The organism is Falsiroseomonas sp. (genome assembly GCF_041690465.1).
In the GTDB taxonomy this organism is placed as follows: domain Bacteria; phylum Pseudomonadota; class Alphaproteobacteria; order Acetobacterales; family Acetobacteraceae; genus Falsiroseomonas.
Genome location: NZ_JAWLHG010000007.1, coordinates 24,523 through 37,956 on the forward strand (window position 1 = coordinate 24,523; position 13,434 = coordinate 37,956).

A 13,434-nucleotide genomic window follows, 5' to 3' on the forward strand; every position below is an offset into this window, starting at 1 on the left:
GCGGTTGACACCGGGCGAGGCTCTCTCCATCCGTTGGGGCATCGCCAATGCAGCGGCCCCCTGAGGCCGCGCCAGGGAGACGTTTACGGATGAGCTTCACCTCCTTCCGCCGCCGCCACCTGCTTGCGCTGGGCACCGGCGCGCTGGCCGCACCCGGCCTCGGCATCAGCCCCGCCGCCGCGCAATCCGCCGCCTGGCCAACCCAGCCGACGCGCATGGTGGTGCCCTTCGCCGCCGGGGGCCCCACCGACGTGCCGGCCCGCCTGATCGCCGAGGAGATGTCGAAGTCGCTGCCGCACCGCGTGCTGGTTGAGAACCGTACGGGCTCGGGCGTGGTGATCGGCACCGACATGGTTTCGAAGGGCCCACAGGATGGCAGCGTGGTGCTCTACACCACGGTGGCGCATGCGGTGACGCGGGCGATGTTCGACCGCCTGCCCTTCGACCCCATCGGCGACTTCACGCCGGTGACGCTGGTCGGCCAGGTGCCGGTGATCCTGCTGGTCAACAACGATTTCCCCGCGCAGAACGTGCAGGAATTCGTCAAGGTGCTGCGCGAGAATCCGGGGAAGTACGACTACGCCTCCTCCGGCAACGGCGGCGCGGTGCATCTCGCGACCGAGCTGTTCCTGCACAAGGCGGGCGGGCTGAAGGTGAACCACATCCCCTTCCGCGGCTCCTCCGCCGCGCTGCCGGAGATCCTGGCGGGGCGCATCCCGATGATCTTCGACATCGCCGCCTCCGCGCTGCCCTATGCGCGGTCCGGCCGGCTGCGGGCGCTGGCGATCAGCACGAAGGAGCGCTCGTCGCTGGCGCCCGAGATCCCCACCTTCATCGAGCAGGGGGTCGAGGGCTACGAAGCCTATACTTGGCACATGGCGCTGGTGCGTTCCGGCACGCCGGCGCCGGTGATCGAGGCGATCCACCGCGCGGTGACCGCCGCCGTCGCGCTGCCCAACGTGCAGGAGCGGCTGAAGGGCCTGGCGATGCAGGTGGTGAGTGGCAGCACGCCGGCCTCGGCGGCCGAGTATCTCCGCAGCGAGATGGCGACCTGGGAGCCGATCGTGCGTGCCGCCGGCATCCGGGCGAACTGAGGGTCACACGCCCAGACGCGTCACGGCCCCGGCGACTGCTGCCGGGGCCGGATGCACGGCGACATGCCGCAGGCCGTTCGGCCCGGCCTGCCACTGGCAGACGATCGGCCTGGCGCGCAGGTTCTGCCCCCGCTCGTCGAACTGCGCCCCCCAGCCCGCCGCCGTCGTGCCCGGCGCCACGTCGAGCGCCAGCACGGCGCTGCGCAGCTTCTCCTTCTCGGCCCCGCCGGCGCGATGCAGCGCTTCCAGGAACAGCCGCGCGCCGGTGCAGGCCGCCAGGCTGTGGCCGGAGCGCGGCTCCGCCCCATAGCGGCGCAGATAGGCCTCGGCGAAGGCGGTCGCGCCGGGGGCATGTGCCTCGTTCACCGCGAAGGCCGCGAGCTGCACGCTCATCGCGCCGAGCAGCGCATTGCCGAGGCTGCGCGCGGTCTCGCCGAGGCCGTAACCGCCCGCGGTGCCGATCACCATGCGCGGCCGCCAGCCGGCATCGCGCATGGCGCGGAACAGCAGCAGCTCGTCGCCGGGTGCGCCGGTGTGCAGCAGGACCTCCGCCTCCTGCCCGCGCAGACGCTGCACCAGCGCGTTGAGGTCCGCCGCGCGCGAGGCATAGGCCGCGCGTTCCACCAGCGTCAGGCCGAGCACCCGGGCCTGCGCCTCCTGCGCGGCACCGACGGACTGCCCGCCGGGCGATTCCTCATGCGCCACGGCCAGCCGCAGCCGGTCCGGCGGCAGGCCGAGCGCCGGCGCCAGGACCTCCGCCACGGCGGCGATGCTGGCGACGGCCACGTCGGTGGCGTGCGGCGAGGCGCGGAACACCCAGCGGTAGCCGCGCTCCACCACGGCATCGCCGAGCGCGCCGATCTCGAACCAGGGGATGCCCGCCGCCTCCGCGATCTGCGAGCCTGGCAGCGCGATGGAGGAGGCGAAGCTGCCGATGAAGGCGGCCACCCGCTCGGCGCCGGCCGCCAGGCGGCGCGTCTCGGCGGCGGCGGCGGCCTCGTCGGGCGCGTCGGCGCGCACCAGGCGGAGCGGGCGGCCGAACACGCCGCCGGCGGCGTTGCGTTCCTCCACCGCCAGTTCCACGCCACGGAAGCTCTCGTCGCCGAGCAGCGCGAGCGGGCCGGAAAGCGGGAAGACCGCGCCCAGCCGAAGCTCCGCCGGGGCCTGTGCGCGCAGCGCGGCCGACGGTGCGATGAGCGTGGCCGCCGCCGCAAGGCCGAGTGCCCGCCGGCCTATCCGCCCGCGGCTGGTTGCTCCGCGGACCATGTCCCGCATGCCCGCGCGTCTCCCCTGCAAGGCGGCGCTACCTCACATGCCCGGCGCGCGCGGCGCAACCCTCGGCGAGCGGCTTGACGCGGTCGCGTTCGGCGTGGTCCCTCGGGGATCGAAAAAGGATGCACGGCATGGTTGCGATCCCGGCGGAGATGACGTTCATCGCACATGGCGCGGGCGGTGGCCCGGAGGTGCTGGTGCCGCAACGCGGCCCGGTGCCGGCACCCCAGGCCGACGAGGTGCTGATCCGCTGCATGGCGGTCGGCGTCAACCGGCCGGATGTGGCGCAGCGCAGCGGCAGCTACCCGCCGCCGCCGGGCGCGAGTCCGATCCTCGGGCTGGAATGCGCCGGCGAGGTGGTGGCGGTCGGCGCCAAGGCCACGCGGTACAAGGTCGGCGACCGCGTCACCGCGCTCACCAATGGCGGGGCCTATGCCGAATACTGCACCGCGCCGGAGGCCCAGGCGCTGCCCTGGCCGCAGGGCTACGACGCACTGCGCGCCGCGGCGCTGCCGGAGACCTACTTCACCGTCTTTGCCAACATGTTCGGTCATGGCCAGCTCGGCGCCGGCGAGACGCTGCTGGTCCATGGCGGCACCAGCGGCATCGGCGTCACCGCGATCCAGCTGGCCAAGGCGTTCGGCGCGACGGTCTTCGCCACTGCCGGCAGCGCGGAGAAGGTGGCCGCCTGCCTGGAGCTCGGGGCGGATGCCGGCATCGACTACCGCGCGCAGGAGTTCGTCGAGGAGGTGAAGAAGCTCACCGGCGGCAAGGGCGTGGACGTGGTGCTCGACATGGTCGGCGCACCGTATTTCGCGAAGAACATCCGCTGCCTGCGGCTGGATGGGCGGCTGGTGATGATCGCCTTCCTGGGCGGCCATGTCGCGGAGCAGGTGGACCTCCGCCCGATCATGGTTAAGCGGCTGACGGTGACCGGCAGCACGATGCGGCCGCGCACCACGGCGGAGAAGGGCGAGATCGCGGCGGCGCTGGAAGCGAAGGTCTGGCCGATGCTGGCCGCCGGCAAGTGCGGCCCGCGCATCTTCCGCACCTTCCCGCTCGCCGAGGCCGCCGCGGCGCATCGCCTGATGGAAAGCAGCGCCCACATCGGCAAGATCATGCTGACGGTCGGATGATGCTCGGCTGGGTGCTGCTTGCGGCGGGCCTGGTGCTGCTGCTGCTTGCCCAGCGGATCAGGGGCAGCGCGCCGCGCGGGCTTACCCAGGGTGCGGCGGTGCTGCTCGCCGTGCTGGGCGCGCTGCTGCTGCTGCGCCGGCCGGGCTCCGCGCTGCTGCCGGGCCACGGGCCGCGGCGCTGGCACCAACCCTGAGGGAGCGCAGGTGAACCTCCATCGCATGCTGCGGCAGCGCGCCGCCGAGGGAAGGCCCGTGCGGGTCGCGGTGATCGGCGCCGGCAAGTTCGGCTCGATGTTCCTCCACCAGGCGCCGCGCATGCCGGGTCTGGCGATCCACGGCATCGCCGACCTCTCGGTGCCGCGCGCACGTGCCGCGCTGGCCCGCATCGGCTGGAGCGAGGCGGCGATCGCCGCCACCACCATCACCGAGGACGCGGCCGGGCTGATCGGCGATCCGCACGTGGAGGTGGTGGTGGAGGCCACTGGCGATCCCGCCGCGGGGCTGCGCCATGCGCGGCACGCCATCGCGCATGGCAAGCATGTGGTCATGGTGAATGTGGAGGCCGACGTGCTGGCCGGCCCGGTGCTGGCCGAGGAGGCCGCGCGGGCGGGCGTGGTCTATTCCATGGCCTACGGCGACCAGCCGGCGCTGGTGGCGGAGCTGGTGGACACCATCCGCACGGCCGGATTCAACGTGGTCGCGGCGGGGAAGGGGACCAAGTACCTGCCGGCCTATCATGCCTCGACACCAGAGACGGTGTGGGATTTCTACGGGCTGACGCGCGAGCAGGCCGTGGCGGGCGGGATGAACCCGCGCATGTTCAACTCCTTCCTGGATGGCACGAAGTCCGGCATCGAGATGGCGGCGATCGCCAATGCCTGCGACCTGGCGCCGCCGGAGGACGGACTGCTGTTCCCGCCCTGCGGCACCGCGCAACTGCCGAACGTGCTGCGCCCGCGCGAGGCGGGCGGCGTGCTGCCGGGCAAGGGCATGGTGGAGGTCGTCTCATCCCTCACGCGCGAGGGGGCCGAGATCCCGGACAACCTGCGCTGGGGCGTCTTTGTCGTGTTCGAGGGCGAGAGCGACTATGCGCGCCGCTGCTTCGCCGAATACGGCGTCGTTACCGATGAGGCCGGCCGCTATGCGGCGTTGTGGCGGCCCTACCATTTCATCGGGCTGGAGCTCGGCGTCTCCGTCGCATCCGCCGCGCTGCGCCGGGAGCCGACGGGCTGCGCCACGCGCTGGGCGGCGGATTGCGTCGCGGTGGCGAAGCGCCCACTGCGCACCGGCGAGGTGCTGGACGGGGAGGGCGGCGCGACGGTTTGGGGCAAGTGCATCCCCGCGGCGCGATCGCTGCGCGAGGCCGCGGTGCCGATCGGGCTCGCGCATGGCGTGGCGCTGGCGCGCGACCTGGCGGAAGGCGCGATGGTGACCGAGGCCGATCTGGCGCCGCGCCAGGCGGGCCTGCAGGACGAGGCGCTGGCCTTGCGCGCGCGGCTTGCAGCGCTGGCCGGCTGAGGTGTCGGAGCAGGCCACCCGGGCCCCCACCGCGATGGGCATGGGCTCGGCCTTCCGGCTGCTGATCGTCGCCATCTTCCTGTTCGGCGGGTCCTGGCCGATCACCAAGGCGGCGATGTCGCATGCCTCGCCGCTGTGGTTCGGCACCAGCCGCGCGGCGCTGGCGGCGATGGTGGCGGCGCTGCTGCTGGCCGTGCTCGGGCGGCTTCGCTTTCCGGGGCGGGAGGACCGGACCGCGGTGCTGTTCCTCGGCGCCTTCCAGCTCGGCGGCTTCTTCGTGCTGACGCATCTGGCGGTGGCGCTGGTGCCGGCGGGGCGGACCGCGGTGCTGTCCAACGTGGTCGCCTATTGGCTGATCCCGCTCTCGGTGCTGGTGCTGGGCGAGAAGGTCTCCACGAAGCGCTGGATCGCGGCGGGGATCAGCCTGGCGGGTGCCGGCGTGCTGATCGGGCCCTGGGCGGTGGACTGGACCGACAGGCAGATGCTGATCGGCCATGTGATGCTGATGCTGGCGGGGCTCGCCTGGACCATCGCCATCATCGGCAGCCGGCGATGGGCGCCGCGCAGCACCATGCTGGAGCTGCTGCCCTGGTGCTTCGCGGTGGGCACCATGGTGCTGATGCCGCTGGCGATCCTGTTCGAGCCGGATGGCGGGATCGGGCGCGAGGCCTGGCCGCACATGCTGTTCATCGGCCTGCTGGCGGCACCGATCGGCACCTGGTGCGTGATCGAGGCAACCAGCCGGCTGCCGGGGGCGGTCGCCTCGGTCTGGTTCCTGCTGGTGCCGGCGGTGGGCGTGGTGGTGGGCGCGCTGTGGCTTGGCGAGCCGATCGGCTGGGACGTTCTGGTCGGCGGCGCGCTGATCGTGGTCAGCGTGGTGCTGGCGGCGCGGTCGTGACGAGGTGGCGATGAAGCTGGCGGTGACGGAGGCGGGCGAGGGGCGTCCGGTGGCGTTCCTGCACGGGCTGCTCGGGTCGGGGCAGAACTTCGGTGCGGTGCAGAAGGCGCTGGCGGAGCGCGGCCATCGCGTGCTGGCGCTGGATCTGCGCAACCACGGCGCCTCGCCGCATGCGCCGACCATGTCCTATCCGGAGATGGCCGAGGACGTGGCGGAGACGCTGCGCGCGGCCGGTGCCTGGCCGTGCGCCGTGGTCGGCCATTCGATGGGCGGCAAGGTCGCGATGGCGCTGGCGCTGGCGCATCCCGCAGGCGTCGAGCGGCTGGTGGTGGCGGACATCGCGCCCGTTTCCTACGGCACGCCGCTGTTCCAGCGCTACATCGCGGCGATGCGGGCGATCCCGCTCCGCGAAGGGCTGACGCGCCGCGAGGCGGATGCGGCGCTGGTGGAGGCGGTGCCCAACCCGGCGTTGCGCGGCTTCCTGCTGCAGAACCTGCTCTTCGCCGAAAGCCCGCCGCGCTGGCGCGTGCCGCTCGAGGTGCTGGCGGCCGAGATCGACGTGCTGGGCGGCTGGCCCGATCCGCCCGGCCGCTACGATGGCCCCGTGCTGGTGCTGGCCGGCGAGAGTTCCGACTACATCAGGCCCGAATACCACGACCGCTTCCGGGCGTTGTTCCCGGCGGCGCGCTTCGCCTCGATCCCGGCGGGCCACTGGCTGCATGCCGAGAACCCCCAGGCCTTCCTGGCCGAGGTCACGGCGTTCCTGGAAGCGTGACGGCGTCCTCGTCTGCCGTCAGCCGCGCGCGGGTCGCGGCATCGAGCCGCGCGCGGATCGCGGCGAGCAGCGGATGCGCGTCGGTGTCCTTGCGCCCGTAGTCGAGGTTGTAGGCGAGGTCGAGTTCCGGCGGGTTCTTCCCCTGCGCGTGCTGCAGGATGGTCTCCAGCTTGTCGAGGCCGCGGGCGAGCCGCCCTTCCGGCGTGCTGCCGGTCTCGTACTCCTCCCACAGCGCAAAGATCGCGGCGCGGGGCGCGGAGGGCAGCGTCATCGTCAGGGTGCCCAGCGCCTCCCGCTCGCGCGCTTCCTTCACGCCGGCGCGGCGGGGTGCGGGGGCGGGCAGGTCGCCGGTCAGCGCCTCGGCGAGGTCATGCACCAGGCAGATGCGGATCAGCCGGCCGCTATCCACGCCGAGCGACTCGCCCAGCACCAGCGCCATCAGGCAGAGCCGCCAGCTGTGCTCCGCCGTGCTCTCCACCCGGCCCGTTGCGGTGCGGCCGGTGCGCAGCGTGTCCTTCAGGCGTTCGGCCAGGGCCAGGAAGGCGAGGGTGCCCCCGATCTCGTCGTCATCCATGCCGCCATCCTGCACCCGGGAGGCGAGCAACGCAGGAGGGCGGTTCGGTTCGCGCAATCATCCGTGACCGAGTCGCACCAGCGTGATCTCGGGCGGCACCCCGAAGCGCACCGGCATGATGGTCCAGCCGAGCCCGCCGGAGACGACGAGGTGCTTCCCACGCTCGACCACATGCCCCCAGGCGTAGCGGTTGCCGTAGCGCGAGGGCACGATCGGCGAATAGCCGAGCAGCCGCACCTGGCCGCCATGGGTGTGCCCGCACAGCGTCACCGCCACCCGGCCGGACGGCACGTCTGGGAAGATGTCGGGCTCGTGGCAGAGCAGCACCACGGGATCGGCATCGGTCACCGCGTCGAGGGCGCGCGGCAGGTCGTGCGCGCCGACGAAGCCGCCCCGCCCGCGGAAGGCCCAGAGGCTGCCGAGCCCGGCCACCCAGAGCTGCGCGCCGGGCGGCCCGACCTTGCGCGCCGCATTGTGCAGCACCGGCAGGCCGGCATCGGCGAAGATGCGCGCGGCGTCCGGGATGCCGCCGCGCAGGCGCTGCACCTCCGCATCCTCCCACCAATCGTGGTTCCCGAGCACCGTGTGCACGCCGAGCGGCGCGCGCAGCCCGCCCAGCGCCGCGGCCAGCTCCGCCATCGGCACGGCATAGGGCATCATCCGGCGGGAGGGCGGGAAGTCGCCGAGCAGCGCCACCATGTCGGGCCGCAGCGCATTCGTCGCCGCGACGATCTGCTCCACGCGGCGGAGCGGCATCCAGGGATCGGCCGCGTGGATGTCGGAGAGCGCCGCGATGGTCAGGCTGCGCCCGGCGGGCCAGCCTTCCGGCGTGATCCGGTGCTCGGCGACGGTGAGCCGCAAGGCCGGCTCGATCCAGACGGCGTAGCCGCCGCCCGCCGCGCCGGCGGCGGCCATGCCCGAGAGGCCCCCGAGCAGGGCGCGGCGTGTCGGCATGCGGTTTTCCTGGTTCAATCCGGCGGGCCGAGTCCGCGACCGAAGGCGGCCTCGATCTCGGCGATCCACTCCGCCTCCCGGCCGAGATAGCGGGGCGAGAGGTGGAAGGGCTCGACGCGCCGTGCGCCGGCCTCGCGCGCGATGGCGCCCGCGGCGGTGGTGGTCAGGTGCATGCGCTCGGCGGCAATGGCGGCGTCGGCGGCGAGGAAGGGCGCCTCGATGAACAGCGTGTCGGCCCGCGCTGCCAGCGCCGTCGCTGTCGCACGGTTGGCCGGCGTGTCGGCGAAGTCGGTGAGATAGGCGATGCGCTGGCCTTGCGTGGCGGCGACCAGGTTGCGCAGCGCGCCCAGCGGCTGCACGGGCGCGGAAGCGGCCTCGGCGGCGCGGGCGAAGATCGGGATCGGGTGGTCGTCGGGCAGGCCGTCAGCAACCGCCTGCTTCAGCGCGGCGAGCCAGGGGCCGGTCGGCAGGCCGCGTTCGGTCAGCCGCGTGCGCCAGACATTCAGGTGCACCGCCTCCTCCAGCGCGAAGCCGAGCGAGGGCGTGCCGTGGTCGAGCGGCGCGGCGCGAAGGCGGAGTGCGCCGAGTTGCAGCACCACGCCGTCGGGATCGGGCGGGAGGGGCGACAATGCTTCGGGTACGAAGCCTGTCTGCAGGCGCAGCCGCGTGCGGGGGAAGGGCGGCGCCGCGCGCACCTCCGTGACCTCCAGCACCAGGTCGAGCGGAATGCGGTCCACCAGGTTCCAGGTGTAGCTGGCGAGCCGGTGGTGCAGCTTCGCGGCGAAGCCATCGGGCCCGACGACCGCGAGCGTCTTCTCCCGCCCCACCAGCGGGCGCAGCAGCCGGTCGGCGTCGGCCCAGTGGTCCATATGCGCATGGCTGACGCAAAGCGCCTCCACCCGCAGCAGGTGCCGCGGCGAGAGGGTGGAGAGATCGCCGCAGTCGAACAGCACCGCGCCGGATGCGTGCAGCGCCTCGACGAACACCGCCGGATCGCCGGCGCGCCCGTTCAGCAGGCGCGGATGCAGCGTCGGGGTCATGCCGGCCGCGAGCCGCTATTGCGGCTTGAAGCGGCTCGCCTTCGCCGCATCGGCCGCGCGCCAGAGGTACCACGCCGCGATGCTGCGGAACGGCGCCCAGGCCTCGCCGATGGCGCCGAGCTCCTTCGGCTTCGGCTGCGCCTCCAGCCCGGCGGCGACCTTCCAGCCCTCGCGCACGCCGAAATCGTCCACCGGCAGCACGTCGCGCCGGCCCAGGGTAAAGATCAGCAGCATCTCCACCGTCCAGCGGCCGACGCCACGGATGGCGCAGAGGCGCTCGATCAGCGCCTCGTCGGGGATGCGCGCGGCGGCTTGGCGCGTCGGCACCAGGCCGCCCACGGATTTCTCCGCGATGTCGCGGATCGCGGCGACCTTGCTCCCCGAGAGGCCGCAGCCGCGCATCGCCTCCACCGGTGTCTCCAGCACCATCGCCGCGGGCGGGAAGTCGTGGCCGGGGTAGAGCGCGATGAAGCGGCCGAGGATCGCCTCCGCCGCGCGGCCATGCACCTGCTGATGGGCGATGGCGCGCACCAGCGCCTCATAGGGCTCGCGCCGCACCGGGCGCAGCGTGCAGGCGCCGATCCGGCGGATCACCGCCTTCAGCACGGCATCGCGGCGGAGATGCTTCAGCGCCTCCGGCCCGCCGAGCACCGGAGCGGGGCGCGGCAGCTTCGGGGCGAGGGCAGGGGGCGTCATCGCGCCATCATGCCGCGCCACCGCGTCGCGATCCAGCAAGGGTGTCCGCGGCTTGCGCCGACGTCGCGGCCTGCGCCAGCAGCCAGTCGCGGAAGGCGCGGAAGCCGGGCTCGGCCTCGCGCGCCGGGCGGTGCAGCAGCCACCAGCCGCGGCCCTTCGGCACCGTCAGCGGGAAGGGCGCGACCAGCCGGCCGGAGGCGACGTCGTCGTCGATGTAGGGGCGGATGCCCATGGCGATGCCGACGCCGTCCGCCGCCGCCTGCTGCGCCTGGCCGTAGAACTCGAAGACCGGGCCATGCGCCGTGAGGCCGGCGGCGCCTGCCGCGGCGAGCCAGCGCGGCCAGTCCTCCGCCGCATGCGCCACGCGCAGCAGCGCGGTTTCCGGCAGGTCCCGCGGCGAGCCGAGCCGCGCCGCCAATGCCGGCGCGCAGACCGGCAGCAGGTCGGCGGCGAAGAGCGGCGTCGAAGCCAGCCCCGGCCAATCGCCCTCGCCGAGCCGGATGCCGCAGCTCCAGCTGTCGGAGAAGGGCACCGTGGCGCCGCCGGTGGTGATCCGCACCTCGACCTCCGGCGCGCGGCGCTGGAAGTCGGCGAGGCGCGGGATCAGCCAGCGGATCGCGAAGGTCGGGCCGACGCCGACGGTCAGCGGCTGCGGCCCGGCGCGCTCCGCCACCTGCTCGGTGAGGCGCGCGAGGGCGGCGAGCAGCGGCACCAGGCCGTCGCGGTACTGCATGCCGGCCGCGGTGAGGACGAGGCGGTTGGCGTGGCGCTCGAACAGCGCGACGCCCATCCGCTCCTCCAGCAGCTTCACCAGCCGGCTGACCGCCGCGGGCGTGACGTTGAGCTCGGCCGCCGCGGCGACGAAGCTGCCGGCGCGGGAAGCCGCCTCGAAGGCGCGGATGCCGTTCAGGAAGGGCTGGCGAGACAAGGGTAGCATCAGGGAAACTGAGCCTCAGGATCAGCAAACGCAGTTTGTGCAGGGGCCGGCGCGGGCGCAAGCAGGCGCTGTCGGAGGGCCTCGCCATGACCATCCCGCTGCTGATCCTGATCTGGGCCGCGACCGTCGCGACGACGCTGCTCTCGGGCGTCTTCGGCATGGCAGGCGGGCTGCTGCTGGTCGGGTTGCTGCTCGTGCTGCTGCCGCTGCCGGCGGCGATGGCGCTGCATGCGGTGACGCAGATCGCCTCCAATGGCTGGCGCGCCGCCTTCGGGCTGCGGCACGTGCGCTGGGGGATCGCGGCGGATTACGGCGTGGGCTGCCTGGCGGCGACCCTCGCCTGGTCGGCGGTGCTCTACGTGCCGTCCAAGCCGGTGGCGCTGATCGCGCTCGGCCTCAGCCCCTTCCTGCTGATGGCGCTGCCTGCCGCCTGGAAGCCGGACCCCGGGCACCCCTGGCACGCCATCGCCGCGGGCGTCGCCAGCATGTCGCTGATGCTGCTGACCGGCGTCGCCGGGCCGCTGCTCGATCGCTTCTTCCTCGGCGGCCGGCTGGACCGGCACGCGATCGTCGCCACCAAGGCGGTATGCCAGGTGCAGGGGCACGCGCTGAAGCTGGTCTATTTCGGCGGCCTCGCGGCGACGCCGGGCATGCTCGACACGACGGCGGTGCTCGGCGCGGTCGCCGCCGCGGCGCTCGGCACGGTGCTGGCGCAGCCGCTGCTGCGCGCGATGACCGAGGCCTCCTACCGGCTCTGGGCCGGCCGCCTCGTCACCGGGATCGCGCTCACCTATGTGGCGCAGGGCACCTGGCTGCTGCTCTGGCCCTGAACGGGAGGAGACCCGCATGTCCAATACCCTCGAACCCCTGATCCTCGACCTGGTCGAGGGCGTGGCGCGCGCGCCGCGGCCCTATGCCGAGGTGATCGATGCCTGGCGCACCTCCTGCCCCCGGCTGACGGTCTGGGAGGAGGCGGTGGAGCGCGGCCTCATCGCCTTTCGCTGGCAGCCCGACGGGGCGCTTCTGATCGGCGCAACGGCGGCGGGCCGGGCGGCCCTCGCCAGGGCGGGGCGCCTCGCCGTGGCGGCGAACTGAGCAGGTGACGTTTTTCAACCCGGACCGGGGTTGGCAACACCAGCACAACTAGGGTTGGTATGCGGTCGGCAGAATACAACCTTACAGGGGGAGTCCGACCGCATGGCTGCGCCGACCGACTTCGAACAGTACATCCTGGAGATGATCAACCGCGCCCGCCTCGACCCGCTCGGCGAGGCGGCGCGGTATGGGATCGACCTCAACCAGGGCCTCTCCTCCGGCACGCTGAACGGCACGCCGAAGCAGCCGCTGGCGTTCAATCCGCAACTGATCGATGCCGCTCGCGGCCACAGCGAGTGGATGCTGGCCACCGACACCTTCTCCCACACCGGCGCCAATGGCAGCTCGGCGGGCGACCGGATGAAGGCGGCGGGCTATACCTTCAGCGGCAGCTGGACCTGGGGCGAGAACATCGCGCTGCGTTCCGGCACCATCAACGCGACGACGGCCGAGCTGCTGCACGAGCAGCTGTTCGAGAGCCCCGGCCACCGCGGTAACCTGCTCAACGCCAATTTCCGCGAGGCGGGCCTCGGCCTGGCGCAGGGCGAGTACAAGGGCTTCACCGCCACCGACCTCACCGAGAACTTCGCCAAGTCCGGCAGCAGCATCTTCCTGCTCGGCGTGGCCTTCGACGACAATGACGGCGACAATTTCTACGATCCGGGCGAGGGGCTCGGCGGCGTCTCTCTCAGCCTGCGCGACACCTCGACCGGGGCGGTGAAGACCGTCACCACCTGGGAGTCCGGCGGCTACCAGATCGCGCTGCCGGCCGGCAGCTACGAGGCGACCTTCTCGGGTGGCGAGCTGGGCTCGACGGTGAAGAAGAACGTCACCATCGGCTCGATCAACGTGAAGCTCGACCTGAACGCCGATGCGACCGCCGCGCCGGAGCCGCTGCCGCCACCTCCGCCGCCGCCACCTCCGCCGCCGTCCGAGCCTGGCGGACAGGTGCTGACCGGGACCAATGGCGGCAACGTGCTGACCGGCGGCGCCGGGGCCGACAAGCTGGACGGGCTGGGCGGTTCCGACACGCTCTCGGGCGGCGGCGGGGCGGATACGCTGCTCGGCGGTGCCGCCCGGGACACCTTGGATGGCGGCGAGGGAAACGACCTGCTGGTCGGCGGGGGCAGCTGGGACCGGATGACCGGCGGCACGGGCGCCGACACCTTCCTGTACCAGAACTTCTCCAGCGACCGCGGCGACCGCATCACCGACTTCAATGCCGCGGAGGGCGACCGCGTGGACATCTCCGCCTTCCTTGCGGCGGGTGCCGGCGACAGCTGGTCGGAGCTTTCGGCCAGCGGCCATGCGCGGCTGACGTCGGTCTCGGGCGGGACGATGCTGTGGGTGGACCAGAACGGCGGCGGCAACCAGTACTACCAGGTCGTCACCTTCGAGGGCCGCAGCGCCAGCCAGTTGGGCAGCGACTTCCTGATCGGATAGCG

The 13,434-nt window shown here is 73.0% G+C and carries 15 protein-coding genes; 9 read left to right on the forward strand and 6 right to left on the reverse strand.

Translation table 11 applies throughout. From position 1 onward, the window contains the following. Positions 1–89: 89 nt before the first annotated feature. Positions 90–1,094: a Bug family tripartite tricarboxylate transporter substrate binding protein gene (locus ACESM1_RS09525; RefSeq protein ID WP_372619539.1), complete on the forward strand. Its 1,005-nt coding sequence runs from the start codon at positions 90–92 to the stop codon at positions 1,092–1,094. 3 nt (positions 1,095–1,097) lie between these two features. On the opposite strand, the gene ACESM1_RS09530 is transcribed toward ACESM1_RS09525, so the two are convergent. After that, positions 1,098–2,369, reverse strand: coding sequence for an ABC transporter substrate-binding protein (locus tag ACESM1_RS09530; protein WP_372619541.1), 1,272 nt, complete (start codon positions 2,367–2,369; stop codon positions 1,098–1,100). A 128-nt stretch (positions 2,370–2,497) separates the two neighbouring features. Between ACESM1_RS09530 and ACESM1_RS09535 the strand changes: the two genes are divergently transcribed. The 5 genes from ACESM1_RS09535 to ACESM1_RS09555 are packed head-to-tail and all read left to right on the forward strand — an operon-like array spanning position 2,498 to position 6,693. Beyond that, the gene (locus ACESM1_RS09535; RefSeq protein WP_372619542.1) at positions 2,498–3,502 is read left to right on the forward strand and encodes an NAD(P)H-quinone oxidoreductase; all 1,005 of its coding nucleotides are present in this window, start codon (positions 2,498–2,500) and stop codon (positions 3,500–3,502) included. Beyond that, the gene (locus tag ACESM1_RS09540; RefSeq protein ID WP_372619543.1) at positions 3,499–3,696 is read left to right on the forward strand and encodes a hypothetical protein; all 198 of its coding nucleotides are present in this window, start codon (positions 3,499–3,501) and stop codon (positions 3,694–3,696) included. Before ACESM1_RS09535 ends, ACESM1_RS09540 begins: the two co-directional genes overlap by 4 nt. Positions 3,697–3,706: 10 nt before the next feature. Further along, complete coding sequence (locus ACESM1_RS09545; RefSeq protein ID WP_372619545.1) at positions 3,707–5,020, forward strand: NAD(P)H-dependent oxidoreductase; 1,314 nt, start codon at positions 3,707–3,709, stop codon at positions 5,018–5,020. A gap of 1 nt (position 5,021) precedes the next feature. Continuing rightward, a complete protein-coding gene (locus ACESM1_RS09550) occupies positions 5,022–5,918 on the forward strand; it encodes a DMT family transporter (RefSeq protein ID WP_372619546.1) in 897 nt (298 codons plus the stop codon). Between the two features lie 10 nt (positions 5,919–5,928). Then, positions 5,929–6,693 (forward strand): alpha/beta fold hydrolase, encoded by a 765-nt coding sequence (locus tag ACESM1_RS09555; protein ID WP_372619548.1) that lies wholly within the window; start codon positions 5,929–5,931, stop codon positions 6,691–6,693. Here ACESM1_RS09555 and ACESM1_RS09560 read toward each other — a convergent pair. From ACESM1_RS09560 to ACESM1_RS09580, 5 genes are read right to left on the reverse strand one after another with little or no spacing between them, the layout of a single operon-like run. Continuing rightward, positions 6,671–7,267, reverse strand: coding sequence for an HD domain-containing protein (locus ACESM1_RS09560; protein WP_372619549.1), 597 nt, complete (start codon positions 7,265–7,267; stop codon positions 6,671–6,673). The two genes, ACESM1_RS09555 and ACESM1_RS09560, sit on opposite strands and share 23 nt — an antisense overlap. 57 nt (positions 7,268–7,324) lie before the next feature. Next, on the reverse strand, positions 7,325–8,221 hold the full coding sequence (locus tag ACESM1_RS09565; protein WP_372619551.1) for a metallophosphoesterase: 897 nt from the start codon (positions 8,219–8,221) through the stop codon (positions 7,325–7,327). 14 nt (positions 8,222–8,235) lie between these two features. Beyond that, positions 8,236–9,261, reverse strand: coding sequence for a hypothetical protein (locus tag ACESM1_RS09570; protein ID WP_372619552.1), 1,026 nt, complete (start codon positions 9,259–9,261; stop codon positions 8,236–8,238). Positions 9,262–9,276: 15 nt separating this feature from the next. Then, the gene (locus ACESM1_RS09575; RefSeq protein WP_372619554.1) at positions 9,277–9,957 is read right to left on the reverse strand and encodes a DNA-3-methyladenine glycosylase family protein; all 681 of its coding nucleotides are present in this window, start codon (positions 9,955–9,957) and stop codon (positions 9,277–9,279) included. Between the two features lie 7 nt (positions 9,958–9,964). After that, the gene (locus ACESM1_RS09580; protein WP_372619555.1) at positions 9,965–10,894 is read right to left on the reverse strand and encodes a LysR substrate-binding domain-containing protein; all 930 of its coding nucleotides are present in this window, start codon (positions 10,892–10,894) and stop codon (positions 9,965–9,967) included. 86 nt (positions 10,895–10,980) lie between these two features. Between ACESM1_RS09580 and ACESM1_RS09585 the strand changes: the two genes are divergently transcribed. The 3 genes from ACESM1_RS09585 to ACESM1_RS09595 all read left to right on the forward strand — a co-directional run bounded on the left by ACESM1_RS09585 (position 10,981) and on the right by ACESM1_RS09595 (position 13,432). Further along, positions 10,981–11,724, forward strand: coding sequence for a TSUP family transporter (locus ACESM1_RS09585; RefSeq protein WP_372619557.1), 744 nt, complete (start codon positions 10,981–10,983; stop codon positions 11,722–11,724). A gap of 16 nt (positions 11,725–11,740) precedes the next feature. Then, complete coding sequence (locus ACESM1_RS09590; RefSeq protein ID WP_372619558.1) at positions 11,741–11,989, forward strand: hypothetical protein; 249 nt, start codon at positions 11,741–11,743, stop codon at positions 11,987–11,989. A gap of 102 nt (positions 11,990–12,091) precedes the next feature. Continuing rightward, positions 12,092–13,432, forward strand: a complete 1,341-nt coding sequence (locus tag ACESM1_RS09595) for a CAP domain-containing protein (protein ID WP_372619560.1) — start codon at positions 12,092–12,094, stop codon at positions 13,430–13,432. The last annotated feature ends 2 nt before the right edge of the window (positions 13,433–13,434 follow it).